This is a genomic window from Planctomicrobium aquicomposti, assembly GCF_051466325.1.
In the GTDB taxonomy this organism is placed as follows: domain Bacteria; phylum Planctomycetota; class Planctomycetia; order Planctomycetales; family Planctomycetaceae; genus Planctomicrobium.
In genome coordinates, this window is sequence record NZ_CP195792.1 from 2,642,859 (window position 1) to 2,668,375 (window position 25,517).

The window sequence follows — 25,517 nt, forward strand, 5'->3', positions numbered from 1 at the left end:
GTCGCGTTGAGGTGCCCCGAGTTGTCTGAGTCTGCATTCTCCGTTGATCCTGACTGACCATGACTTCAGAACTTTTGATCTGCATTGCCTTTGACTATACGCTCCCGTATACCCGCGGAATCCTCAGGGGAATCGATACCTTTCTCGTCAACCGTCCGAACTGGAATCTGGTCTATTATGACATTGACGATATCACCCCAGCGCGTCTTGAATCCAATCGGCCAGACGGGATCATCGCACATGTGATTTCCAGGCGAGTCGCTGACGCCGCAGTGGCTGCTGAGCGACCGGTCGTCAATATCAGCCACTCCATGCCCCACTTGACGTTTCCTCGCGTTGGCATTGATAACCGCGCTGTCGGGGCTCTTGCCTTTGAACACCTGCAGAATCGGGGGCTGCGAAATCTGGCCTTGGTCGGGCACCCCCAGCATTATTTTTCCGTGGAACGCGAAGCGGGCTTCCGGGAGATGCTCGATCCCGAGCGGTACACGTTTGCCTGCTTTTACGATCAGGGAACGCACTCCCATTGCCATCGCGCCACTCCGCTCTCCCCGGTCGACAATCTGCGGGACTGGCTTGTGGAACTTCCCAAACCGGTGGGAGTGTTTGCCTGCCACGATGTCTGGGGGGCTCAAGTGACAGAGGCTTGCCGCGTGGCCGCTTTGCGAGTCCCGGAAGACGTGGCAGTCATTTGCGTGGATACGGATGGCCTGCTGTGCGAGCGCTCACGACCTCCCATTTCGAGTATCCTCGTCCCCTCACGGCAAATCGGAGTGGAATCGGCCGCCTTACTGGACAGATTAATGAGCGGGAGCCCCGCGCCTGTGAATCCCTTGCTGATTGGTCCCACGGGGCTCGTGACTCGAAAGTCGACAGATACGCTGGCCGGCAGCGATCCGGACCTGCTGGCGGCGGTCCGCTTTATCAACAGCTGCACCACACCAATCGATGTGAATGACGTGCTGAAAGTGGTGCCGACTTCTCGCCGATCGCTGGAACGTAAGTTTTCCGCCGTCCTGGACCGCGGTATCGGAGAGGAGATTCGTCGGGTTCAGGTCAATCGTGCAAAGGGACTTCTGACGTCCACAACGCTGTCCATTACTGAAATCGCCCAGCAGTCCGGATTCGCAACGGTCTATCATCTCTCCCGGGTGTTTCGGCGGGAGACAGGGGTGACACCCACCATGTATCGGCAGAAGTTCGAAGTTGATCCCGGTTGAACTCCCCAGCCAGGTCAGCGCGGCTGTTCGGGATCGACTAAGACTGATGGCTGACGATTGCCGTCGCTGCTGAGTTTCCAAACCATGCACCGCCTCTCAACGAATCTGCGATGCCACACTACGACGCAATTGTTCTCGGAACAGGGGGAGTCGGGAGCGCGGCCCTCGACCAGTTCGCGCAGCGCGGTTTGCGGGTTCTTGGAATCGATCGCTTCCCCCCGGCGCATGACCGTGGCAGCTCGCATGGCCAGACCCGCATCATTCGTCAGGCCTATTTCGAACACCCGGATTATGTCCCGTTGCTGAAGCGGGCCTATACGCTCTGGGAAGATCTGGAGGTACGCAGCGGTCAAACTCTCTATCAGGAATCGGGACTGCTGGAGATCGGCCCGCCCAATGGAATTGTCGTACCAGGAGTTCTCGCCAGTGCTCGCCTGCATGATCTGGCCATCGACGAACTTTCGCCCCGTGAGGTCCAGGAGCGATTTCCCGGCTTCGTTTGCCCATTCAACTCCGCCGCCGTGTTTGAGCGTCGGGCAGGGTTTCTATTTGTTGAAGAGTGTATCAAGGCTGCGACGGCTCAGGCGTTGTCCCGGGGAGCCGAACTCCGCATCGGAGAAACCGTCACGAGCTGGTCGGCGTCGCCCGGTCATGTTGAGGTGACCACCGACCACGACATCTATTCCGCAGCCCATCTGGTCATCACCGCCGGCGCGTGGGCCGGTCACTTCCTGCGGGAACTCGGCGTCCGTTTCGAAGTGGTGCGGAAGCCACTCTACTGGTACGAAACGAAGAGTTCCGTGTACGAGTATTCTCGCGGAGCACCCGGATTTTTCTATGAATTGCCGGACGGGTACTTCTACGGTTTCCCCCAGATCGATGCCCGGGGCCTGAAAGTGGCAGAACATTCGGGAGGCGAGGCGGTTCCAGATCCACTCACGGTGAAGAGACAAGAACTTTCGCACGAAACCAGACGTGTCGAAAAATTTCTGGCCGAATTTCTGCCAGCGGTCGGGCGCCGTCAGACCCGGTTTGAAGTCTGCCTCTACACCCGTTCTCCGGATGAGCACTTTATCATCGATCGCCACCCGGGACATCCGCACGTCTCGTTTGCCGCGGGCCTGTCCGGTCACGGCTTCAAGTTCGCGAGCGTGCTGGGTGAGGCACTCGTCGACCTTTCTCTGGGATGTTCCCCCGCCGTTTCGCTCGACTTCCTCTCCGCCAGCCGGGCTGCAATTCACTAGAAGTTGATCTCGCGGAGAATCATTCAGAAGGCAGAAGTCAGAAGGCGCTAAGAACGCACGTCAGCGTCTTTGCCCGCCAGCGCGTCCCAGGGATCGATCTGCCTGAGCTGTCTGGATTGCAGAGCGGCGTAGCAGTCCGGCAAATCGAAACGGGTCAGCACGTTGGGCAACATGGCGGACAAAGGCCAGCGGTAGTTCGGTGTCTCGGCAATGGCCTGATACGAGGTCAGCGCATTCTTGAGCGTGATCTGCTGGACTTGAGGCGACAACAGAGCTGCGAACGTGGCGGGGAATGTCCCCCAGCCCCGTCCGACCAGATGCACCTTTTCGTAGCCGAATGACCTCAGCCACTGCAGCACACGCAGCACATCGAAAGTTCGCTGGCCAACATAGGGGCGGTCATGCATGATGCTCTGCGTGGCGTAAAAGTGATCAGCGCCGTAACGCTCCTCATAGTTTCCATTTCGCACCGTGCCGGGCCACGAGTCCCCAATCCCGCGCACATCGCAGCTGAAGAAGGGAACACCCGGATGGTTATTCAGCAATTCCTGAATCAGTGGCTCTTCCCGCAGCTCCTGATCGCTGGAGTGATGCGGCAGGAAGAGGATGGCGGAGTCTCCGAGACGGGCCGGGCGGGAGGCCCATCCCGAGCGGGTCAGTGAATAGACGATCGCCTGAATCCCCGGTTCGGTTTCGACAGCATAGCCCACAGCCCGCATCGGATAGCCACGCCCCTTGGCGAGCTCGCGCCAGATATTGTAATCCGGGATCTCGGGGGGGACTTCCTTCAGACGCAGGAGTTCGCGGACAGCGCGGGTCAGTTCAGAACCTGATAATGCCGGTCGTGTTGCGTGCAATTCCAGGGCACGGTAGCGCGTATAATCACAGACTCTGCGGGAGTTAAAGAGTTCGCTCACTCGTCCGCTTGTGGTACAGCGGAGCACCTGGTCCTTCTCAATGACGAGGTCGGGCTCCGGTTGATAAGGGAGCTTTGCGGAACTGTTCAGCACTCCGGTGAAGGTCGTGGTTTTGGCGACTCCCTCGATCTCCGGAGTTTTGTGAGTGGCCCGGTTGAACCAGCTGTAAAGCGCCTCGCGGTTCTCCTGTGTGTAGCCATGTCCGGTCGGTCCGACGAACAGGGCGATGTTCTCTTCTGCTCCCAGCAACTGATAGAGTCGCTTCAGACGCAGGTACGATTCTTCAGCCCCCCGGACGTCGAAGAAGTCCCGTTCTTTGGCCAGAATGATAATCGGCCGCGGCGCCATCGCAGCCAGAAACTCACTATGGTCGAGGTCGAGTGCCATGGCGCGTGGGGGGCATTGCTCCGGATCGGTCGGCAACTCATTCTCCAGATTCCGGAGAAAGGTCGTGACAAAGCAGCCGGGAGCGGCCATCGTCCAGCGATCATCGAGCGCACATAACCAGGTGGTCATCGTGCCTCCTCCCGAATTTCCCGTGATGCCGATGTGCTGCGGGTCGATTTCCGGCCGCGTGAGCAGATAATCGAGAGCGCGAATGGCATCCCAGGCCCGCCAGGTGGCGAAGTTTTCGCCGACAATATGCATCTGATTGCCGACGCGCAGATGTTCATCAACACCTGGTCCCGAACGCAGGGGCTTGTCGGGATACTGCAGTCGCTCCCCTTGTCCGATCGGATCGAAGATCAGACAGGCATAGCCGAGCCGCGCCAGACCTTGTGCAAACGATTGATAGCTGGCACCTGCTTTTCCATTGGCGGAATGCCCACAGGAAGCGACCACTCCCGGGACAGGGTGTGAGCGACCGATTGGCAGGTAGAGATTGGCGGTGACATAGAAGTCGGGACGACTTTCGAAGATCACGTTTTCGATTCGGTACTGATCACGTTCGATGACCGCCATGACCCGCGGATTCAAGGGAGTCTTCTCGTGCGGCAGTCCAAAGCAGTCACGGGCCCGCGCCCGGGCGGACAGCACGTATTTCTCCGCGTCTTCTTTGGTCTTCAGACGGTCGAGCATTGCCTGCCGGCGGGCAGAGGACTCGCGGCACTCCCGCAGCATGTACTCATGGACCATCCGGGGATAGCGCTGCAGCGGCTGGTATTCCGGGGGATCCCCGAACAGCAGAGAGCAGTCCAGACCGGGGGCAACCGCCATTCCGGCACCAATCCATTGGAGCAGCTCTCGGCGGGAGGGGACGCTGCCAGGGTCAGACATTTCGGCATTCCTGTTGAACAGTAAAATCTGATCGCGTGAAACGAGTGGGTGTCGTCAGAACGTGAGGTCGGTCAGTCGCACGCTGACCTCAAGCCGACGATCGGTTGTCGACGACTCATAAAGGGTGGTCGTTTGGGGGGCGTCGGATACCGCGGCGGAGTCTTGTTGATTCTGAAGTTCGATCGGCCCGTTCTCCCCACGCGGAGTCGAGCGTGTGAACTGTCCCGAAGTGCTGCGTGGAGACTGGAATAACCGATCTATTCGGGCTCGAGGAAAGTGGCAACCGCTTTTCCCAGTCCTGCACCGACATGGAGATAGCCGGGGAGATTGCTGTGCGGAGTGTTCCATGCGGTTTCGAGCGTGACAGCCACGACGTGCGGCCGGCAGACCCGAGAGACCCAGTTTTTGCTGATTTCTCCCTTGCTCTTGCCTTTGCCGACGGAACCACCGGACTCGGCAGCCTTCCCCACGAAGGCGAGGGGCTCCACCATTTCGCTGCGGGCTGCTTTCAGAAAACGTGACAGCGAATCACGCCCCGGTTCCGACAGATCCGCCTGCGGGCAGACATAAAAGTAAGGGTTCCGTGATCCGGCGCCGGGATTGTGCAGATCGACGAAGAGATCGAAGCGCCCCTCGGCGTTCATTTTCAGAATCTCCTGCTGAGCTGCCTCGACTCCGCGCCAGTGAGGATGGTCACTCCAGTCCCGATTGTGGTCTTGAGGAACTTCGTCCTTCCCTCCCGCTCCCAGAAAAACGTTATCGATATCCATGATCGGTACGATGACAATGTCAGTCGACTGTCGAAGCTGTCGCGCGCGTGGATCGTCCGAGACGAGCCATTCGACAAATCCCTGGCAGACCCAGCTGGATCCGGCTTCAAAGGCGTGCTGGCGGGCCTGAATCCAGACACCTTTTCGGGGATGGTCTGACGGGCCCGGCTCACTGATGCGGAGGGCCGGGGTCGGTCGGTTGCCGCGCGTGACACAGAGCTCGAAAGCCTCGGCCCACGGATGCCGGGCCGCTGTCTCATTCACAAGCCGAGCGGCATCGTCGGGAACGAAGGGAGGCCCCCAGGCGAACCAGGCAACCGGCGCGTCAATACGCTGCCGGTAGACGATTCGACCTGTTTCAGGCTTCCGTTCGCCGACGTCCGTCTGCTTCCACTGCAGCTGGTCGGTGCTGAAGAAACACTGATTGGGCGTGGCCCACACCGTCCCCCCCAGATCCAGTGTCAACGTCTCACCGGGAACAACTCCCTGCACCTGAAAATACCACCAGCAAGTCCAGCCTCGTTCTTTCTGACCGGCGGGCGAGACTTGCAGAGTTCGGGATGTCTGATCGATCCCCTCCACTCGAACCGAACCGCCGGGGAAATCGCAGGAGACCGCCAACGGAGAAGTTGGCTCCGCTGCGAGTGCTCCGGGGAGGCTCAGGATGAGTACGGAAACCATGACCCCCAAACTCAGGCAGGTCGCCCGTTTGGAGAGTTGCCGGACTGTTCCGGAGGAATGGTGCATCACTTGGATTCCAGCGCGAAGTCAAAGGTGTTGGGGGCATCGGCCACCTCGACCGCCAGTTCTGATTCCCGGTTGTATCGCGCCGGCAGAATCTCTTTGCGTACCACGTTCCCGTTAAAGTCGACCGTCTGAGACGTAATGTAGACCATGCTTCGACCGGGAATCACACCTGGCCTGTCGGAGGTGAATTTCAAAGTATACTTGCCTTCCGAATCCGTGCTGCCGGTAGAAGCCCGTCCAGTCGCTGGCTGGAAGACGATTGTCGCCTGATCGAGAGGGCTTCCGTCCAGTGTGACAACGCCGCTGACACTGGCCAGTTCAGGTCCATTCTGGCTGCAGCCGGTCAACGCGAGCATCGCCAGTGCCAGTCCAGATCCGAACCATCGCGCCATTCGTTTTTGTCGCTTCATCGTTTTGCTATCGCTGATGTTGAATAGGGATTGGGAGTCCGTCCGGCTGCATGCTGTTCAGGATGAAGACTCGGACGGGCCACCAAGAGGTCACGTGAAGGCATCAGAGCATTTTGACTTTCGATCGCCCGGTCCTCGCCGCGGCAGTCAGCATATCACAATACGAAACGCTGGCTGCGCGGGTTTGGAAAGAGCAAACGACTCTAGAATTCTCCGAGCGCCTTGCCGTCATCCCGACACAGGAGGAGTTCGTAGGTGCTGTCGGCGTCACTGGTGTTCGGGAAGCCGTTTGTGACGTAATGGATGTTCTCGGAAATCAGCCGCACGGAACCGTCTCCGAGCAGGAACTGGACTCCGCCATCGTGGTTGCTGTGAAAGCTGTAACCGAGCTGGTTTCCATCGTCGACCTGATGATTCATCGCCGCGGCACCGGAAGCCACGAGTTCAGTGGCTGCACTTCCACCGATTCCACGGGGAGTCCCCGCCCACACGCCACCTCGAACCTTCAACTCGCCCCGTTGCCAGCAGGTCTCACCAATCATGATCGTATTGCTCAGGCCATCGGTCACGTCGCGAAAGCGGACCGTATCATCCGTTTTGCCGGGGTAGCCAAGCTTCAGAAAAATTCCGGTCCGCTCTGCGGTTGGATTGATTTCCAGGGCGCCGCGGCGATGTCCGAAGTTCCCCTTGTAGCTGGAAATCGCACCCCAGCGGCTTCCGGGTGCATTCCCGCGTCGCACGGCGTTGGTATCCGAACTCGAGACGAGGGGAGCCGAATCGGTCGGGCAGCGGTAGACGGAAACGACGGTGTTTCCCAGTTCGAGAACATTTTCCAGTTTCTGCCCGTTGCCGATTCCCATCTGGTTATACAGGGGAGCCTGATCGATGTAAGGAAGCAGAAACGCTCCCCAGCCCCAGCAGTCGATCTGGTTATCTTTACCGACGACATAGTCTTTGTCGGCGGTCTGCACGATCCATCCGGGAGGAATCGCCTGATGAACATCGTTGTAGTTATGAATGGCAAGGCCCATCTGCTTCAGGTTGTTTTTGCACTGGCTGCGGCGGGCGGCTTCGCGTGCCTGTTGCACGGCGGGCAGGAGCAGGGCAATCAGAACGGCGATGATCGCAATGACCACCAGCAGTTCAATGAGGGTGAATCCCCGCTGCCGACGTGGGAGCATTTGGGAGCCTCGTAGAGAGTTCATAGAAAGCCTTCCAATCAAGTAAGAGGTGATACTCAAAACAGCGTGAAAATCAAAAACCAGAAAGAGATCAGCCGAATGGGCGATTATTCGTCGTCAAAAGACAAACGGGCCACCTGCCGTTCCTGATGAGGGACCACAGCGATTCCATACATGGAGCCCGCTCCCTGCGTCGCTTCGGAAAATTTCTCGGATTTACCGCCGTTCGGTCCTAGGCGGATTTCTCCCGGTGCCGGAACGCTTCGTTTCCAGATGGTCACGGGAACGTCGACCGATTTGCCGGGTCCGACTCCGAGCAGGCGCGGAACCGTGACACCGAGCGGGGGAGTTTCTTCCATTCCCGTGCCGACTCTGCTGCCGAGGTCGATTCCCATTGTCAGGTCAGTCGCCTCGAAATCGCGGGACAACCACTCCGGAATCAGATGGCGTTCGTCCAGCAGAATGTAGACGTCAGCAGGGCTCGATAACGTGAGCCGGATTTCGAGATCTTCCTGCTGTTTGTCGTTATTGAAGGTCTGAACATAGTCCGCATTTCGCAGGACTTCCGGAATCCCCTCCTCCGTCAGCCCATTCCATTCCGCCCTCAGTCCGTTACGAAGCAGCGGTCGGTCAACATAAACCTTGGCATCTTCACGCAGTCCGTTGGGAATGATGGCATAAAACTTGGGACGAAATTCCGAGGAGAGGTTGTCTGTCACATTGGCGATGACCGAACGTGTTTCGGTCGGCCTGCGGGTGGACCAGTTGGTGTCCTGAGTGTTGCGCCAGATGCTGGCGATACGGGCACTGGTTCCCCCTTCGGCGAAGCGCAGGGCCTCGCCCGTGTTCAGATTCCGCAGCTGGGTGTAGGGGAAGGTCAGTGCCTCGCGGTGGGGGTGGATATCAACTTCACCGCTGAAGCAGACAACGTCGATTTCACCCGAATCGTCGACCCCCACACCAAAGACCGTCCCCAGATCGATGACTTTGGTCTCATTGGTCAGGACGGTGAATCCCCGTCCCTGCCGGCCGACGTCGATCTGCAGGCGACCGCTGATCAACCGGACTTCCGTCTCGGAGACCAACTCCAGCTCGGCACCGGGGAGGAGCGAGACCTGCACGTTTTTCGGGAACCAGAGGTTTTTCTGTGCATCCTGACTGCTGAATCGTTCCCCGACCCGGAGCGTCATTTCCCCAGGCTTCCATCCGGCCACCAGCTGCGGTGGAAGGTCAGGACGATCCGCTGCAGGTCCTGTCGTCTCCTGCGGGGTCCCCGCCGTTTCACCCACTGCGGTCCGCGAATCGTGGACGCTGCGCGAGGCTGAGAAGGTCCAGAGGGTCAATCCCAGACAGAGCGCGACCGCGATGGCGAGAAACGCTTCCACCACCGGACGTCGGGAACGCACAGCCCGCAAGGAGTTCGTCTGTTCGAAATCGAGCTTCGGTTCCGCACCTTCATGCAGCAGGGCGTGGAGCAATGCATGAGTTTCGGAATATTGCATGTAAAAACGTCGAGCGGCACTGCTGGTCGACAATTCGTGTTGCAGCTGAAGCCGGTCCGCTTCGGAAATTTCGCCATCAAAAGCTCGTCTCACGAGCTCGGCGAAATGTTTATCAATCCCGGTGAAATCGTCTTCCATCTTTTTATCCATTAGACTGCCCTTCTCCTGCCATCACGCATTGGATCAGGGCCAATCGCGCCCGGTGCAGAGTCATTCCGACTGCCGCCACCGTTCGTCCGAGACTGTCGGCGAGTTCCTGCAGAGAGAGCGAACCTGCATAACGCTGCTGCACCACTTCACGTTGGTGCAGCGGGAGTTTTTCGATACAGGCCGCCAGACGGGCATACCGTTCATCCGGCTCACTGGGACTGACTTCGGAGTCTTCCACAATCTGCTCGATGACCGCCTGGTCGAACAGAATGCGACGTTCCTGACTCCCCGCCTTGAGCGCTGCCAGCGTCTGCAGATAGCCAAAGCGGAATGCCCACCGGCGAAAACTCCGTTCTGGCGAATACTGCGAGCGCTTGCGCCACAGGACGAGATTTGTCTCTTGAACAATGTCGTAGGCGAGGTGCGGATCCCGGACCATCGAAACAACAAACCCCAGCAGGGCTGCCTGTGTTTTCAGGAGCAGCTGACAGAACTGTTCATCCTGTCCATCGGGATGCTGCAGCGACGAGTTCGGGCGGAGCTGCCCCAGATCGTCATCAAGCTCCGATGGTGCTGGAATATTCTGCGACATCAAACAACAGGCCCGCGACCCGCCTCAAGAGGACTTCTGCCATCTTCGTTCGAGTGAACTTCAAGACACCTACCGGGCGGCTTGTGCTGCCCCCGCCTGCACGTCCCTCCACGAGAGTTCGTGGGGCATCAGCCCCTTCTTCAGCGATACGGCACAGGTCAGGCCGGCGGCTTCGCCCATGGGAACCGAGTTTCCTGTCACCCGGTAGCTGGAGTGAGCAATGAAGTCTCCGCTGATGCACCGCCCCGCCATCATCAGATTATCGATGTCCGCCGCGATCAGCGCTGCGAGCGGAATATCATACGGCTTAACGCCCAATCGCCGGTAATCCTTGACAACTTCCGGCATGGCGTCATTGAGTGTGGTCTCATGCACGTCCATCGGGAAGGTGGAGCGGCAAACCGCATCCGGATGCCGCAGACCTTTCACAAGGTCGTCGGCGGTGACCGAGTACCGGCCTTTGATTCTCCGCCCTTCGCGGACTCCGATCTGCTCGGCTGTCGCAACGATGGCAATATTCGACCAGGGCCCACCGAGCTGACGCAGGTGATTCACAATGCGGTGCACCTCGGCCCGTGCACGGATTGTGGCCTCGGTAATCTGCCCTGCATCGAGTGCAGAGACGCCGTACTCGTGATTCGTCATGAGTGAAAACAGATCGCCGCTCAGGTGCCGCAGAGTCGGGGAGCGATAGGAAGGATCGAGTCCCGTGGTCGTCAACAGCTTCAGGAGATTCGGCTTGGCCTGAATTCCGACTTCCCGGTTGTATTCAGCCACGAGGTCGGCATCGAGTCCCGTCAGCAGAGCAATCAGCGACATCGGCTGGCAGACACAGTCCTGTCCCAATCCGACGTCGAATTCACAACCGGCCGCCGCCGCGAGATCGCCATCGCCGCTGCAGTCAATGAAACGCTCCGCGAGCCAGGCCTGCCGACCCGACTTGGATTCTGTAATGACGGCAACCAGCTTTCGGTTGTCATCCGTGATGGCTCCGACAACTTGCGTGTGGAGCTGAATCTTGACGCCCGCTTCGACACACATTTCCTCGAGCACCAGCTTGAGCAGTTCCGGCTCATAGGTCGTGCCACGACTCACCTTCGCGGGATCGGCTCCGCGCGCCACCATCTCGTCCAGAATCTCTTTCATGATGCCGGTCTTGTTCCCGGCATCCAGAATTTTGGTGAGGAGCCCTGCGGTCCAAACACCCCCCAGGCAACCGGCGAATTCCAGGAGTTGCGTCCGAGCACCGGCCCGGGCTGCCGCGATCGCCGCTGCGATCCCCGCGGGTCCTGCTCCGCAGACCAGAACATCGCTCTCTCCGGCGACGGGAAGTTCTCGCTGAGATTCGAGCAGCGTTCCCGAGGACGAAATCTTCCCGAACGTCCGGCGTCCATCCCCGGTTTTGCCCGACGAAGGAGGAGAAATGGAAACAGCCTCCAGTGCGACCGCCTGTTGGTCCTGCAGTTGCAGGGCCAGCGGCGCAGCGAGCGCACCAAAGGTGAACTGTCGCAGTAAGTTGCGGCGGTTCGTCTGTTGTGAATTGTGTATTGTTGTCATGACCGCCTGGCGTCGGAATCGGGGGGATTGATCGGCCCTTCTATTCAACATTAGTAGTGGCCGGGAAATCTTAACGGCTGAGTTCTGAAATTTTACGGAATAGCGTCAGTTCGTTCTGATTCGTTCTGAAGCTGCTCATCCCCCCGAAGCCGACGCTCTGCCTGCTGTCCACGAGCAGGACTGTCCGCTCGATGCCACCACTGCCGTTTTTCACTGTGTCATGGCGATCAAACTCCATCCTGCGCTTTCAACGGGTCCTGTGAGCATGCCCCTTCCCGAGCAACCGACCACGGCATTGACGCACCCTCGCCGTTGTCCGGCATTTTGGGGCCCGGCGTCACATGGACGTTTGAACCTGTTACACGGTATTCTCGGCTGGGGAATGGTGACCGGCGGCATTTGTTCGCTGTTGTCATCGTGGATGAACAGCTGGCACCTCTGGCCAATTCGTCTACTGACGGGGACGGTGGTGCTGCCCATACTGGGGTACTTTGCCGGAGTGGTGTTGTGGAGAATGATCATGCCCGAAACATCATTCCGGGTCCCTCCCGGGGCCGGAGTCTGTCGCTCTCCCATGGACAGCCCGTTCCCTCGCAGCAAAACCCCTTCCGGGAGTATTTCCTGGGCCGGTTTCTCTTCTTCGCCGGAGCAGCCGGACTGATCTACCTGATTCTTACCCAGTCAGCGCCGGACCAGATTCCGGATGTCCTTCCATTTCCGTCGTCGCTGCTGGCGATGTTCAGTTTCGCGTCCATCATCTGGGGGCTCATTCGCCTGTGGCGCTGGTCCCATCCGCATGCAGCGTGGGCCCCCACACAACCGGGGCAGCGATTCCATGCCCTCGTTGTGTATTCCCGCCCCGACTGCCATCTTTGCGAAGAAGCGGTCGAGATCCTCGAACATTACCGGAAGTGGCTCCCAGCTGTCTCGGAAATCAATATCGAAGAGGACGACACCCTGCTGCGGCAGTTCGATCTGACCGTCCCCGTGGTAGAGTTCGACGGAGTGATCCGCTTTCAAGGGCGGGTGGATGAATTGCTCCTGAAACGTCTGATCGAGGGAACTCCCCCGCAGCCACATTTGCGGCAGAGGTAGGAACCGGCCTGATTTGCCCTTCCCTTGATGGTCCAACTTGAAGAACATGCCGGAACTGACTCCCTCTGCGGGATGTCACAGCCCTCAGCAGTCAGTCGTGAAACGCTACTGGCTGCACTCATCAAAGTCCCGCAACCGTCATCCGACGACTCAACCTGCCTGCTCCCCAACTGGAAAGCCGACCTATGCTGACACGCCGCCAGTTTGCAGCCTCGATCCTTGCTTCTCCGTTGATTGCGAGGACAGCCTTAAGCTGGTCGAACGAACCGGCAGTCCGGAGAATCGGCTTTGGTTCGTGTGCCCGTCAGACATTGAATCAGCAGATCTGGGATGTGATCGGCAGCTTCCAGCCGGATCAGTTCCTGTTCATTGGAGATACCGTCTACGCGAATCCCACCGACCCGTCGATGCTGGTGGACGCGCTGAAGCAATTACGAACGCACGAGGCGTTCGAGCGCTTCCGTCACAAGTTCCCGTTCTACGCAGTCTGGGATGACCACGACTTCGGTGTGAATGACAGCGGGGGCGACAATCCGCTGCGGGAGGATTCACAGGAAATCTTTCTCGATTTCTTCGGGACCGGAGCCAATCCCCGGATGCGGGAGCAGGCCGGGATCTACCAGTCGTTCGTGTCGGGGCCTCCGGGCCAGCGCGTGCAGACGATTGTGCTGGACACCCGCTATCACCGGTCTCCATTGACCTACAAGACTGTCGGAAAGCGGCGTATCTATATTCCCGCCACTGACGAACGGACCTTTCTCGGCGAAGAACAGTGGAAATGGCTTGAGCAGCAACTCCAGGTTCCCGCAGAGGTGCGGATCGTTGCTTCGAGTATTCAGGTGCTGACGCTGAACCACACCGGAGAGAAGTGGGCCAACATTCCGGCGGAGCGCACACGACTCTTGAACCTGATCAACCGGACTTCGGGACTCACGGTGCTGGTCAGCGGCGATGTGCACATGGCCGAAGTCAGCTGCATTCAACTGGAACCGGGAAAGAAGTTGTTCGAGCTGACGTCCAGTGGAATGACACACCACCGCGAACGGGTGCCACCCTGGAGTCATCTGCGCGTGGGCGAGGCGCTGATCGAGAAGAACTTCGGCCTGGTCGAGCTGAACTGGGACAACCCGCACGGGGTGTCCGCAGATCTGGTGATCTGCAACGATTTGGGCGTCGAACGGATTCGCCAATCGACCGCCCCGAAAGAAAAGGCCCCCGGACGAAATGTCCAGGGGCCAGGCACTCAGACGAGTTGAGACAGGGCTGGAATTACCAGTTCAGCTGCAGTCCTCCGCTGCCCACGTGGAAGGTCTGCATCTGGTTGAACTGGATGTCATACCCAGCGTAGAGCGACAGGAACGTCGCAGCCTGCCAGTTGACTCCCGCACCCAGCACGGCCCAGTCGCGGCCGAAGTTGAGCCCGTTCGTCTGGAAGCTCGGCCCACCGACCCCGTTGAAGGTGGAATTGAGCGAGGTTTCCGGATCGAGGAACTCGTGCAGCCACATCGCATGGACACTGGGTGTCCACAGGCGTCCGCGCTCCGACTCGATCGACGAGGAGATTGAAGTCCCCAGCACGCCGCGGAGAGCGTTCGTGTCGATCCGATCCACATCGAGGTTCAGGACTCCCGCTCCCGATTCGGTGAAGGCTTCCTGACCGACGAAGATGTAGTTCAGAGCCACGAACGGCCGCCAGTTGACAGCTCCGCTTTCGAGCTTCATCCCCTGTTCGAGCCAGGCATTCGCCTGCCAGCCGTTGTAGTCGGCGGTCGCGACCTGCCCCATCACATTCCGGCGGGAGTCATAGTCGTTGAAGCCGATACCGCCGGTCACGAGCGTGTACCACAGATCGTAATCGCGGACGAAATACCCACCGAACTGCGAAGCGTTCGACTTCACATACTGGGCTCCCCCACGGTCATCCAGGCTCATATTGGCGTAGGAGCCGAAGAGTCCGACCCGGGTCTGCGTGTCGAGTCCCCGGTCGATGCCGAAGACCGTACCACCGATGCCATAGTTCGCTCCGCCGGCATTGCCGTCGCTGCGAGCCGTACCACCGAGGCCGTATCCGGTCACCCAGCCGGTCCAGTCGGTTCCCGACTGTCCACGCACAATCATCAGTTCCTGCTTGCCGGTTTCCGGATCGCGGACGACCATCAGCTGTTCGCCGAACGGACCCGCTTCCGAAGCCCCGTTGTTCTGCGTGATGAACGCGTTATCGCCGTTGTCCTTGAAGAGCTGGTTCCGAATCATCAGCTGGATTTGCAGAATGTTCTGCACGGAAATCTGGGCGGCCGTCCCGAACGCTTCGCCATCCATTTGGGACATGGCGGCGTCGAGCTGGCTTTCCGTCATGGAGAGCAGCTGGTTGTACAGTTCCTGCATTTCCGGATTGGTTGTCTTGTAGTGCTCATCGAGGTACTTGGCGACCTGCTCCTGATTGTAGGTGTTGGCGTACTTCTGGAAGTCAGGATACTGCATTACCAGCTGGATGAACGCATCCATCGAGTCGCCCGGACCATTTTCGTAGACCAGCATGGCGTCGTAGAACGCCAGGTTGTCCGAAACGGAATCGAAGGTCGTTTCGTTGAAGCCATTGGTGGCTGTCAGGAACTTGAACTTCTGACCGTCGTGGAAGCCTCCCTTCGTGTTGTTGGCAACGACTTTCACCTCGCCGCCCAGAGTGGCGATGCCCGATTCCACGGGTTCAGGCTGCGGAGTTGGCACCGGAGTTGGCACCGGAGTTGGCACCGGAGTTGGCACCGGAGTTGGCACCGGTGTTGGCACCGGTGTTGGCACCGGTGTTGGCACCGGTGTTGGCACCGGTGTTGGCACGGGCGGCACATACGGCAGGGTTTCGGGAACCATCATCACCATCGACTTGTGATTGTCGACGCCGACAACGATCAGATCGTTATTCGAGCCAGCCTCGGGGTCATAGCTTTTGTCGTTGATGTCGATCTCAAGGACACCGTTCGCAGTCTGCTCGAAATTCCCCTTCACCTGCAGCGTCGCGATTCCCTTCCCGGGAGCAACATACCCGCTGTTCAACAGCGAGCCCATGGTTCCCGTTCCGGTGAGTGTTCCGTCCGAGTTGACGGTCACTCCTCCGAGCAGGCTGCCGGTCAGGTGCAGTTCCCCGGCGTCGATAAACGTTTCGTTGTTGAAGGTGCTGGTCCCGCTGAGAGTCAGCTTGCCACTCCCCGTTTTGGTGAGTGATCCGGTCCCGATCAAGCCGCTTTGCAGGGTGAGATGGTGATCCTGAACATCGATGGTTCCATTCTCTTTGCCCAGCGAGAAGATGCGTGCGGTGTCGATGTCGTCGCCGATGCGGAGAGTTCCTCCATCAAGCTTGAGACCACCGTCCGCAGAGCCGAGAGCGTCATCCTGGAAGATCTTGAGGACCCCGCCTGACACCACTGTTCCGCCTGTGTAGGTGTTGGTATTCGACAGGGTCAAGACCCCCTTGCCAACTTTTTCCAGCTGACCTTCGCCACTGATGACTCCCGACAGCGTCACGTTGGTGTCATCGGTGCGAAACGTACCCCCAAGTTCTTCGAGGCTGAAATCCCGGGAGGAAGTGAGTGACTCCAGGAACTTGATTTCGCCGTTGTGCAGCGTGACCGAGGTCTCGAATGCTCCCAGATTCTCGTCCCGGAAGATGGAGATTTTCGAGAAATCAACGAGGGTTCCCCCTTCATAGGTGTTGGTTCCCGCGAGAATCGCCTCGCCATCTCCAGCGATACGCAGTCGACCTCCGCCGGAGATCGTTCCATCGAATCTGCTGGAGGAGGCGTCGCCATCAATGAACAGCGTCGATTCCTGTCCTTCCAGCACAATGTTCCGTGACGACTCAATGTTCTGAGTCTTGAGCACTGCGTCCTTCAGGGTCAATTCACCAGTGCTGTCGCCGAGGTTCGATTCGTGGGAAATTTCCACGGTGCTGTTATCGACGAGCGTTCCACCGGAGTAGGTGTTCGTCGCGGTCAGCTGCACCGTCCCGCCGCCGGTAATCAACAGCTTCCCGGTCCCTGACAGAACTCCGCCATACTCGCCGATGAAGTCCTGCGAGAGCTCAAACTCGGAATTGTTGGTGATATTGGCGCCGACACTGTTCGTCGTCGCCTTCAGACGACCTGCTTCCACCGTGATCGGACCGGCGAAGGGGTCAGCTCCCTGGAGACTGAGCACTCCAGTTCCCTTTTTCCTGAGCAGCCCGCTGCCACTCACCGAGGATTCCAGCGTCAGGTCAAAGCCATTGGTGTCGATCGCCCCGCTGTTCACAAACAGAGTGCGGTCCGTCGTAATGTTGGCATCGGTCCGCAGCGTTCCCCCGTTCAGAGTGACGAACTCCGTGGAGTTCCCGACGTTTCCAGCGTCTTCGATCGCGAGGACACCTTCATCGATCGAGGTTCCGCCAGCGTATGTGTTCTCGCCCGACAGTTTGAGAACGCCTGCGCCCGTTTTCGTCAGCTGTCCCTTCTTGCTGATGACACCTGAGAACTCGGAGTCGAATCCATTGGTGTCAATGTAGACGGTGTCCACAATGCCGATCGTTTTCGAGAAGGTCATCGCTGCGTCGGTCCGCAGGGTCCCGCCGCTTTGAATGTTCAGGCCGCCTGTGCCGAGGTTTTCTTCTTTCTCGATGGCGAGCGTGCCGTAGGCGACCGTCGTTCCCCCCTCGTAGGTGTTGTCGCCCGTGAGCTTGAGAGTCCCCAATCCGGAACTCGTGAGTGATCCCGTACCGGAAATCTCTCCCGTCAGAGTTGACTCAAATCCGAAGGTGTTGATCGCGGAATTCCCCTTGAGGGTAATATTCCGGGCGGAGGTGACATCGGCTTCCGTCTGAAGCACAGCCCCGTCAATAGTCAGTCCGTTACTGCTGTCTCCCAGGTTTTCGTCGGCGACGATCGCCAGAATTCCCTGCTTGATGGTCGTGCCACCGGTGTAGGTGTTCTGTCCGGTGAGCTTGAGGGTATTGCTGCCGGTACCGGTTTTCGTCAGGCCACCGTCTCCGCTGATGACGCCGCTGAAGGTTGTCTTACCGGACAGCGCCTCGATTGTTCCGCCCCCGTCCAGCACGATCTCGCGTGAAGACGTGACGCCAGCGTTCAACTTCAGCTTGGTCCCTTCGAGTGTCAATGTCCCCGAGCTATCTCCGAGGTTGGCATCGTTCGAAATGGCGATACTGCCTCCGGAGATCTTCGTTCCACCGGAGTAGGTATTGGTGCCCGACAACGTCAGTTCACCATCTCCGGTCTTCAGCAGGTCCCCCGTGCCCAACAGGGTGCCGGCGTAGGTGCCGTCTCCTTTCTGACTGAACTCGAGATGGGAATTGTTCTCGATGTCTCCCTGCAGGCTGTCGGTGTTCCCCTTCAGTTTTCCAGCGGAGACCAACGTTCCGCCCGAGTAGGTATTCTCGCCGCTGAGGGTCAGGGTGGCATCGCCATCTTTGGTCAGTTTCCCCTCACCGCTGATGACTCCCCAAAGGGTCGTGTCCTCTTTGGTGTCAACGGTTCCCCCGTTGGCCTTCAGTTCAATGTCGCGTCCGGACGTCAGTTCTTTGGTGATCTCCAGAGTTCCGCCGTCGAACGTCAGCCCACTCCCGTCGGCCCCCAGTGCGGCGTCATCCGACACCGAGACCACTCCCCCGTCGAGGTTCATCCCGCCCGAGAAGGTATTGGTCCCTGTCAGGGTGAGCTTCCCGGCTCCGGCCTTGGTGAACGAGCCCTCGCCGGTGATGGTCCCGTCGAAAGTCGAATCGTCGTCGGTGTTGGTGGTGAACGCACCATCTCCCAGCCTCAATTCCCCTTCCCCAGTGAGCGTTCCCAGCGTCTGGGTGTGCCCGTTCAGGTCGAAGATCGAGGTTTCGTTCGTGATGTCGAGAGAACCGCCGCTGAAGAGCTGTCCCCCTTTTCCAAGCTTGACCGTCCCATCGAGAATCTGTGTTCCGCCGGAATAGGTGCTCGATCCCAGAAGGGTGAGAGTTCCGTCGCCATCTTTGACGACTTTCCCGTCGCCGTAGATCGTGCCGGAAAGTCCCACGTCGATGCCGTCCGTCACAAACCCGGCATCGTTGGAGATGTCGAAATTGCGTCCGGACTCCATGTCGGATTTGAAGACGATCCGGGCGTCGTTCAGACTGACGGTCGAGATGCTGAGCCCGAGCGCGCTGTCGGCCTCGATCACCACATCACCATTTTTGACGTTGGTGCCGCCGGCGTAGTCGTTGCAGGTGTTGTTGAGGTTGAAAATCCCGTCTTCGAGATTGAGTGCCCCGCCTCCGGTGACTTTCCCATCGAGCGATACTTCGGAGGTCGAGGCGTTGCCGGTGATGGTCCCGTTCAGATCGAGGAGCGTGACGTCCTGATTGAGAGTCGTGACCCCGTCGACATTCAGGGTTCCCCCATTGAACGTCAGGGTTCCGGTTCCGAGCTGACTGCCCTCAGTGATCTTGACGGTGCCGCCGTCGAAGTTGGTCCCCCCGGAGTAGCTGTTGCTGTTATTGGTCAGCTCCATTGTTCCGGCGGTATTGGTCAGGCTTCCCTTCCCACTCACTTCGCCATTGATGGTCAGCTGACCTTCGCCAATCTTCTCGATGTTTGAGTCGGTCAAAATCGCGTCGTCATAAATCTCGGTCTCGCCTTCAGAGACGTCGATCGTGACTGTCGTTCCGCCCCTGAAGAAGAAGCCGGTCCCCGCCGTCGTTCCGTCCGCACCGACATGCTTGCCTGACCCTCCCAGACCTGCCGTGGTGGCGCTGCCAGAGACGGCGGAATTCTTGATGGTCAGTGAGCCCCCTTCGCGAACGAAGATCGAGCCCCCGTAAGCGTCGCCCCCATCTCCCCCATGGTCTGAAGCGCCCCCATCGCCCCCTCCGAAGCCGCCATGTCCAGCGTTCTTCGAGAGGCCGGAGCCCCCTCCCCCCCCTCCGAACCCGCCGTGTCCGGCAGAGCCCAACGCGGTTGTTCCACCCCCACCCCCAAAGTCACCGCCATCACCTCCACCGGCAGTTCCGCCACCCCCACCCCCGAAGATTCCCCCATCGCCGCCGCTGCCCCCTGTTCCGCCGGCGCCACCGCCCCCGTAGGCTCCACCGCTTCCCCCACCTTTAAAGGAGCCCCCTCCGCCCCCCCCACCAGCGTCCTGGCCATTGGAGCCGGCTTTATTCAGGGCGCCACCATTCCCCCCGCCTCCCTTGCCTTTTCCCCCTGCCAGCAACTGCCCGTTCTGGCCCTCATCAGTGGTCTGGGCGCCACCGCCACCGCCACCGGTGGAGAGGGCTCCGTTCCCCCCTTGGCCCAGCTGACCGCCGCCACCGCCACCGCCTCCACCAAAGGTGGCACTACCGCCGTCACCATACTGACCGCCCCCGGCACCACTGCCGCCGCCGACGTGCCCCATCCCCCCAGACCCGGCGAATCCACCTCCACCACCGGCTCCGAGGAGCACACCGGCACCGCCGTCGCCGTGGAAGCCCCCACCGCCTCCACCACCGACCAGCTTCCAGTCCGACGCTCCCCCCGTTCCGCCGGTGGCGGCATTATCGACGAAGGCCACGCTGTCCAGGGTGACATTCGCACCCGAGTTGACGAACAGGCCCCCACCGGCGCCGAGGCCTCCCCCTCCGCCGCCCTTCCCCTTGCCCCCTTCACCACCGACTGCATTCCCCGCCTGAATGGTCAGCCCTTCGATTGAAACGGTACCAGCTTCGACGAAGAACACCTGATGAGAGTTCCCCCCGTTCACGGTCAGGTCACCGCTTCCCAGTCCGGTGATCTTCAGGTCACCACCGGACTTATTGATCACCGGCAGCCCGCTCGCCAGGTCAATCGACTGACCGGCCAGTGCCTGATCGAAGACGATCGTGTCACTTTGCGATGGATTGAGGTTGGCCTGCTGAATGGCCCACCGCAGCGTGCCCGGGTCATTTGTGTCGGCGAGGCTGGTGACCTGATAGTCGGCAGCGCGTGCTGACCCTGACAGCAGGGACATGCCTCCAGCCGCCCCCCACAGGGCCGCCCGCACCGCACGGGAGCGAAACTTTTGAATGAGCCAATGACGTAGCCTGAGCCTAAACGTCCCTGTCATAGCGCAGCTTCCTGTCTGAGGAGTCGCAGAATTGCGAAGCACTGTGTTGAATTGATACTTCCGAAGCCCAATGTGTATCGATTTTCGGCAGGCCTAATCGCGCTCAGCAGAATGCCTCTCATTCACCACAAACCTGGATTAACCCTCACATCTTCTCCAGGCTGCAAATTCACTTGACGAATTCTTCTCAAGTTCCGGGTGAGCGCGTTAAAAGCGACACCTCTCTCGAATACGAAGGGAACCACAGCCTGCATGAAGAAACATGCGGCGGATCGATGTTTCATGTTGAAACAGACCGCCACTGGGTCTCGCGCTAATTGTGGAAGGCCGTTGCCGGCTCTCGGCCAAAGCGATTCGAAATCCGGAATCATCAACATTTTGGCGGGAAAAAATTTCCCGAAATGCCATCGTATCACGCAGTACGTTGGCACCGACGGGGATCAGTTTGAGACTGTCGAGTTGGGGCGATTCGCCCGACTCCCGTTTCTCGCAAGTCGTTCGGGCCTCTCCAGGGGGGGCTTGCCTCGCTGAAAATTCAGGCAAAATCTGCAGACACAGCTGAAGCAGCTTGCAATAATTACAAACCAGCCGGACCCGGCCTGGAATTCCTTAAGTTTCACAGGACACCGTAAAGTGTTTCCTTAATGAATCTTGCGGAAGACCCACTGAGTCGGAAGCTGTCAGCGAGAGCCATTTGGCCTGCTGCTTGCAAAGTCATCGTGTTGAAGCCAGTAGGCATGGAACTTCGCCCAACGCTTCACCCCTCCTCTCCCACACCCCAATCCCACAGTCGATACTTGCATGGAAGCAAAACTCCTGAAAATCGGGGCGTTCTGCGCCCTGTTGCTCACCACCTCCCACGTGGGGGCCGCAACTTATTCGACCCCGAACTTCACGGTGACGGCGACCACGGACGACGTTGCCCGGAGAGTTGGTGAATGTGCGGAGTTCTGGCGCAAGGAGCTGGCTGAACAGTGGTTGGGCCGCGCACTTCCTAATTGGTATAAGCCCTGCCCGATCAGTGTCAAAGTCGGCCAGATCGGTGCCGGCGGGCAGACGACGTTCACCTTTGAAAACGGTGAAGTCTTCGGTTGGAAAATGCAGGTGCAGGGGTCGCTGGAGAGAGTGCTCGACTCCGTGATTCCGCACGAAGTCAACCACACGATTTTCGCGTCGCATTTTCGTCGTCCGCTCCCCCGCTGGGCGGATGAAGGGGCCGCGACCCTTTTCGAACATGACTCTGAGAAAGCCCGCCAACTCGAATTGCTGGAGCGGGTCTTCCACACCAGCCGTCGCATTCCCCTGCAGAAGCTGCTGGCCATCAAAGACTATCCGAGCGACATGCAGGATGTGCTGACGCTCTATGCGGAAGGCTTTTCGCTGGCGGAGTTCCTCGTCGGACAGAAGGGGGGTCAGGGGCGTCAGGTCTATCTGCAGTTCCTCAACGATGCGCATCAGCAGGGTTGGGAAGTCGCGATCCGCAAGCACTACGGTTATCAGAGCATCAACACGCTGGAAGAAAGTTGGGGAAGCTGGATTCTCGCGGGGTCTCCTTCGTTCAACCTGCCTGCTGAGCAGCAGCTGGCCCAGAACGATGCTCCTTCGCACAGCGTCGCACAGGCCTCCATCGCAGAGCCTGTGGTCCGGGGACAGAGTCCGGTCGCAGATCCCGTCCCGCTTCCTCCGGTTTCCCGTCGACTCCGCAACGCCGCCAGCAACGCGGTCGATGCTGAAAACGCAGTTCAGACGGCAGAGCTGCCGCTCGAACGGAGCGTCGGTGCTACTGACTCCCGAGATTCATTCCGGACGCGTGTGGGAGAACAGCCGACGTCTCGGCCCTCTCCCCCCTCCAGCTCGCTGTCTCCCACCGCGGACGGAATTGAAGTGGATCTGGGCGCGAAATCCTACGCCTTCCCCGCCGCCCGCCGGTAAGCGTACCGGCGCAAGAGGCTTACTTCACAAGGCGACTGATCGCCTTGAATCGCTCAGAACCGGCGACTTCACACCACTCCATCAGCACCATTTCGCTGGTAACCAGCCGGACTCCCCCATCTGCGAGCCGCTTTAAGCCCAGCTCATGGTCCGTCGGATTTCGGCTGCCGGTGGCGTCGGCCACGACGTACACATCGAAGCCTCGAGCCAAGAGGTCGAACGCGGTCTGCAGCACGCAAACGTGCGTTTCAATCCCCGCGATGACGATCTGGTGGCGGGCTCCCGCCGACTTTCCCTCGCCAGACCAGTCCAGCGCCTCAACGGCACTGAACCGCAGCTTCTCGGGACGATGCGGAATCAGCCCTGCCAGCGGTGGGACCGTCGGGCCAAGGCCTTTGGGGTATTGCTCTGTCGCGGAGACAGGAATCTCAAAGAGCTGCGAGCCTTGAACGAGCTTCACGCAGCGATCGATCATCCGGTCGAGTCCAGTCATCACCGGCAACAGCCTCTCCTGCATGTCCAGAATCAGCAGGCGGCTGCTGGCCGCGCTGAGAAGTTCCGGGCTGCGGGAGAAGTCGGTTGCGGTCATGTTCGGTCGTCTTGCAGGACGGGCCGGAAGGCGAGGATCGCACTGTTCCAACCACCTCGCGAACAGAAAATCGCTGGTGAATGGCCCAGTCTCCTACTGCCCGTCCGGCTCAAGTCAGTTCGTGTTATGTGGCGGCAGCGGGAGCGGCTCCCCCGAACGCATCCAGCGGCGGCCCCCCCATGATGTGATAACCGCTGTCGACATGCAGCGTCTCGCCGGTGATTCCGCTGGCGTAGCTACTCAGCAGGAACATCGCGGCCTTGCCGACTTCGTCTTCGGAAATGTTGCGACGCAGCGGCGAGAAGGTTTCGTACAGCGTCAGCATCTTTTTGAAGTCACCGACGCCGCTGGCGCTGATGGTTTTCACCGGACCGGCGCTCAGGGCGTTGACCCGAATGCCATCGGCGCCGAGTTCACTCGCCATGTATTCGACAGCGCTTTCGAGAGCCGATTTGCACAGACCCATCAGGTTGTAGCCGGGGATCACCCGTTCGCCACCGAGGTAGCTCAGGGTCAGCACGCCGCTCCCGGGGTTCAGAAACGGCTTGGCTCGACCGGTCATGGCGATCAGGCTGTACACGCTGATGTCCATTGCGGTCTTGAAGCCTTCGCGGCTGGACGCGTAGACCGGACCGGTCAGGTCAGCGGGTGGAGCGAAGGCGACACTGTGAACGACGAAGTCGATCTTGCCGAACGTCTCACCGACCTGCTGGTAGACCCGGTCGAGGTCTTCGTCTTTCTGGACGTCGCAGGGAACCACAAACTTGGCCCCGAGCGGTTCCACGAGTTTGCGGACCTTGTTCTCGTTCTTCGGACGGACAGGATCTTTATCCGGCAGGTGTGTGAAGCCGATCTCGGCTCCCTCGGCGTGCAGGGCCTGCGTGATGGCCCAGGCGATGGACCGTTCGTTGGCGATGCCGAAGATGACTCCCTTTTTTCCGTCGAACAATCCCATTTGGGCAATCCTTCAATCACTGGGGCTGCAGAATATTTGGCGACTTGAATGTCGATGATCGACAGGGGAATTCCCTGCGATTGAGGATGCACCGACCAGCAGCCCTGGCCGTTGCGTCCTCGGAACCGCAAACGATATCGGAGGGGCGACCCGTAATCAATCGGGGGGCTGCAGAAGCCGCGAAGGGCGGGTGATAGTCAGTCGAGTCCGCTCCGGTTAGACTGCGGCAGACCTTCGAACCGGCGGACGGTAGAGCTTCCGCGCTTGCCTGAAATTGATGTATGCGAGCCTTCCCGATGATGCACAGCGTGACCCTTTCCTCCGGACGCCAGCTGCCGTCAGTCGGACTTGGCTTCTGGAAAGTCCCTCGTCCCCGGGCGGCAGGACTGGTCGTCGAAGCGATCGAGGCGGGGTATCGCCATCTGGACTGCGCTGCGGACTACGGGAACGAAGCGGAAGTGGGAGAGGGCCTGCAGCGGGCACTGCAGAAGGGGCTCTGCCGGAGAGAAGATCTCTGGGTCACCTCCAAATTGTGGAACACCTATCATCGCCCCGAACATGTCCGCCCGGCCCTGGAACGAACTCTGCGGGACCTGCGGCTCGACTTTCTGGATCTGTACCTGATCCACTTTCCGATCGCATTGAAGTTCGTTCCTTTCGAGCAGCGGTATCCTCCGGAGTGGTTCTTCGATCCCAACGCCCCCGCACCCCGGATGGAGCCGGACCCGGTTCCACTGCTTCAGACATGGGAAGCGATGAAAGAGTTGGTGACGGCGGGACTCGTCCGGGAGATAGGTGTCTCAAATTTCAGTGTGGCGTTGCTGCGCGAGTTGGCTGCTGGTTCGGGGACCACACCGGCGGTCCTGCAAGTGGAACTGCACCCGCTGCTGACGCAGGAAAAACTCCTGCGATATTGCAGGGAGCAGGGGATTGCGGTCACGGGGTTTTCTCCACTGGGAGCGCAGTCCTATGTTTCGATCAACATGGCGGGCGAAGAAGATTCCCTGCTGTCGAATGACTCCGTCCGGCAGATCGCACAAGGGCACGGTCGAACCGCGGCGCAGGTGCTTCTGCGCTGGGGAGTGCAGCGGGGAACGGCGGTCGTCCCGAAAACATCACGTCGCGAGCGTCTCGTCGAAAATCTGCAGATCTTTGATTTCGAGCTGAGTGCCGAGGAGATGCAGAAGATCAGTCATCTGAATCAGAATCGACGGTTTAATGATCCGGGCGTCTTCTGCGAGGGAGCCTTTCAGACCTTCTTCCCAATCTACGAGTGAGTATGCCGGG

General features: G+C 59.5%; 16 protein-coding genes. 6 read left to right on the forward strand and 10 right to left on the reverse strand.

All coding sequences use genetic code 11. The annotated features are described in order from the left end of the window. Positions 1 to 59: 59 nt before the first annotated feature. Entirely contained in the window at positions 60 to 1,220 is a 1,161-nt protein-coding gene (locus SH664x_RS10255) for a substrate-binding domain-containing protein (protein ID WP_437200722.1), read from the forward strand. Positions 1,221 to 1,330: 110 nt separating this feature from the next. Beyond that, positions 1,331 to 2,464: an N-methyl-L-tryptophan oxidase gene (gene solA, locus SH664x_RS10260; protein ID WP_437200723.1), complete on the forward strand. Its 1,134-nt coding sequence runs from the start codon at positions 1,331 to 1,333 to the stop codon at positions 2,462 to 2,464. A gap of 47 nt (positions 2,465 to 2,511) precedes the next feature. Here the strand turns inward: solA and SH664x_RS10265 are convergent, their stop codons facing one another. The 7 genes from SH664x_RS10265 to SH664x_RS10295 form a co-directional block, all read right to left on the reverse strand. Further along, on the reverse strand, positions 2,512 to 4,659 hold the full coding sequence (locus tag SH664x_RS10265; protein WP_437200724.1) for an alpha/beta hydrolase family protein: 2,148 nt from the start codon (positions 4,657 to 4,659) through the stop codon (positions 2,512 to 2,514). Between the two features lie 257 nt (positions 4,660 to 4,916). Beyond that, positions 4,917 to 6,176 (reverse strand): M14-type cytosolic carboxypeptidase, encoded by a 1,260-nt coding sequence (locus tag SH664x_RS10270; protein ID WP_437200725.1) that lies wholly within the window; start codon positions 6,174 to 6,176, stop codon positions 4,917 to 4,919. Beyond that, entirely contained in the window at positions 6,176 to 6,586 is a 411-nt protein-coding gene (locus SH664x_RS10275) for a carboxypeptidase-like regulatory domain-containing protein (RefSeq protein WP_437200726.1), read from the reverse strand. Before SH664x_RS10275 ends, SH664x_RS10270 begins: the two co-directional genes overlap by 1 nt. Positions 6,587 to 6,789: 203 nt before the next feature. Continuing rightward, positions 6,790 to 7,767, reverse strand: coding sequence for a DUF1559 family PulG-like putative transporter (locus SH664x_RS10280; RefSeq protein ID WP_437200727.1), 978 nt, complete (start codon positions 7,765 to 7,767; stop codon positions 6,790 to 6,792). Between the two features lie 107 nt (positions 7,768 to 7,874). Further along, positions 7,875 to 9,419: a FecR domain-containing protein gene (locus SH664x_RS10285; protein ID WP_437200728.1), complete on the reverse strand. Its 1,545-nt coding sequence runs from the start codon at positions 9,417 to 9,419 to the stop codon at positions 7,875 to 7,877. Then, positions 9,412 to 10,011 carry a sigma-70 family RNA polymerase sigma factor gene (locus SH664x_RS10290; RefSeq protein WP_437200729.1) on the reverse strand — a complete coding sequence of 200 codons (600 nt, stop codon included), beginning with the start codon at positions 10,009 to 10,011 and terminating at the stop codon, positions 9,412 to 9,414. The genes SH664x_RS10285 and SH664x_RS10290 overlap by 8 nt, the downstream gene beginning before the upstream one ends. Positions 10,012 to 10,080: 69 nt before the next feature. Beyond that, a complete protein-coding gene (locus SH664x_RS10295; protein WP_437200730.1) occupies positions 10,081 to 11,568 on the reverse strand; it encodes an FAD-dependent oxidoreductase in 1,488 nt (495 codons plus the stop codon). Between the two features lie 507 nt (positions 11,569 to 12,075). On the opposite strand from SH664x_RS10295, the gene SH664x_RS10300 reads away from it, so the two are divergent. Both SH664x_RS10300 and SH664x_RS10305 read left to right on the forward strand, forming a co-directional pair. Next, positions 12,076 to 12,663, forward strand: coding sequence for a glutaredoxin family protein (locus SH664x_RS10300; protein ID WP_437200731.1), 588 nt, complete (start codon positions 12,076 to 12,078; stop codon positions 12,661 to 12,663). A gap of 185 nt (positions 12,664 to 12,848) precedes the next feature. Continuing rightward, complete coding sequence (locus tag SH664x_RS10305; RefSeq protein ID WP_437200732.1) at positions 12,849 to 13,919, forward strand: alkaline phosphatase D family protein; 1,071 nt, start codon at positions 12,849 to 12,851, stop codon at positions 13,917 to 13,919. Positions 13,920 to 13,932: 13 nt separating this feature from the next. On the opposite strand, the gene SH664x_RS10310 is transcribed toward SH664x_RS10305, so the two are convergent. Next, positions 13,933 to 20,658, reverse strand: a complete 6,726-nt coding sequence (locus tag SH664x_RS10310; RefSeq protein ID WP_437200733.1) for an autotransporter-associated beta strand repeat-containing protein — start codon at positions 20,656 to 20,658, stop codon at positions 13,933 to 13,935. Between the two features lie 897 nt (positions 20,659 to 21,555). Between SH664x_RS10310 and SH664x_RS10315 the strand changes: the two genes are divergently transcribed. Then, positions 21,556 to 22,686 (forward strand): hypothetical protein, encoded by a 1,131-nt coding sequence (locus SH664x_RS10315; RefSeq protein WP_437200734.1) that lies wholly within the window; start codon positions 21,556 to 21,558, stop codon positions 22,684 to 22,686. Between the two features lie 19 nt (positions 22,687 to 22,705). Here SH664x_RS10315 and SH664x_RS10320 read toward each other — a convergent pair whose 3' ends face one another. Together SH664x_RS10320 and SH664x_RS10325 are read right to left on the reverse strand one after the other, a co-directional pair. Beyond that, entirely contained in the window at positions 22,706 to 23,275 is a 570-nt protein-coding gene (locus SH664x_RS10320) for a hydrolase (RefSeq protein ID WP_437200735.1), read from the reverse strand. Positions 23,276 to 23,399: 124 nt separating this feature from the next. Next, positions 23,400 to 24,230, reverse strand: a complete 831-nt coding sequence (locus tag SH664x_RS10325) for an enoyl-ACP reductase FabI (protein WP_437200736.1) — start codon at positions 24,228 to 24,230, stop codon at positions 23,400 to 23,402. A gap of 281 nt (positions 24,231 to 24,511) precedes the next feature. Here SH664x_RS10325 and SH664x_RS10330 point away from each other — a divergent pair, with 281 nt between their 5' ends. Beyond that, a complete protein-coding gene (locus tag SH664x_RS10330; protein ID WP_437200737.1) occupies positions 24,512 to 25,507 on the forward strand; it encodes an aldo/keto reductase in 996 nt (331 codons plus the stop codon). Positions 25,508 to 25,517 lie beyond the last annotated feature (10 nt).

What these genes read in the sequence shown, in the direction of transcription:
- SH664x_RS10275 (WP_437200726.1), bottom strand. Translation starts at nt 6,586, where the DNA reads ATGAAGCGACAAAAACGAATGGCGCGATGGTTCGGATCTGGACTGGCA.
- SH664x_RS10280 (WP_437200727.1), bottom strand. Translation starts at nt 7,767, where the DNA reads ATGCTCCCACGTCGGCAGCGGGGATTCACCCTCATTGAACTGCTGGTG.
- SH664x_RS10285 (WP_437200728.1), bottom strand. Translation starts at nt 9,419, where the DNA reads ATGGATAAAAAGATGGAAGACGATTTCACCGGGATTGATAAACATTTC.
- SH664x_RS10255 (WP_437200722.1), top strand. Translation starts at nt 60, where the DNA reads ATGACTTCAGAACTTTTGATCTGCATTGCCTTTGACTATACGCTCCCG.
- solA (WP_437200723.1), top strand. Translation starts at nt 1,331, where the DNA reads ATGCCACACTACGACGCAATTGTTCTCGGAACAGGGGGAGTCGGGAGC.
- SH664x_RS10295 (WP_437200730.1), bottom strand. Translation starts at nt 11,568, where the DNA reads ATGACAACAATACACAATTCACAACAGACGAACCGCCGCAACTTACTG.
- SH664x_RS10290 (WP_437200729.1), bottom strand. Translation starts at nt 10,011, where the DNA reads ATGTCGCAGAATATTCCAGCACCATCGGAGCTTGATGACGATCTGGGG.
- SH664x_RS10305 (WP_437200732.1), top strand. Translation starts at nt 12,849, where the DNA reads ATGCTGACACGCCGCCAGTTTGCAGCCTCGATCCTTGCTTCTCCGTTG.
- SH664x_RS10270 (WP_437200725.1), bottom strand. Translation starts at nt 6,176, where the DNA reads ATGCACCATTCCTCCGGAACAGTCCGGCAACTCTCCAAACGGGCGACC.
- SH664x_RS10325 (WP_437200736.1), bottom strand. Translation starts at nt 24,230, where the DNA reads ATGGGATTGTTCGACGGAAAAAAGGGAGTCATCTTCGGCATCGCCAAC.
- SH664x_RS10265 (WP_437200724.1), bottom strand. Translation starts at nt 4,659, where the DNA reads ATGTCTGACCCTGGCAGCGTCCCCTCCCGCCGAGAGCTGCTCCAATGG.
- SH664x_RS10310 (WP_437200733.1), bottom strand. Translation starts at nt 20,658, where the DNA reads ATGTCCCTGCTGTCAGGGTCAGCACGCGCTGCCGACTATCAGGTCACC.
- SH664x_RS10330 (WP_437200737.1), top strand. Translation starts at nt 24,512, where the DNA reads ATGCGAGCCTTCCCGATGATGCACAGCGTGACCCTTTCCTCCGGACGC.
- SH664x_RS10315 (WP_437200734.1), top strand. Translation starts at nt 21,556, where the DNA reads ATGGAAGCAAAACTCCTGAAAATCGGGGCGTTCTGCGCCCTGTTGCTC.
- SH664x_RS10320 (WP_437200735.1), bottom strand. Translation starts at nt 23,275, where the DNA reads ATGACCGCAACCGACTTCTCCCGCAGCCCGGAACTTCTCAGCGCGGCC.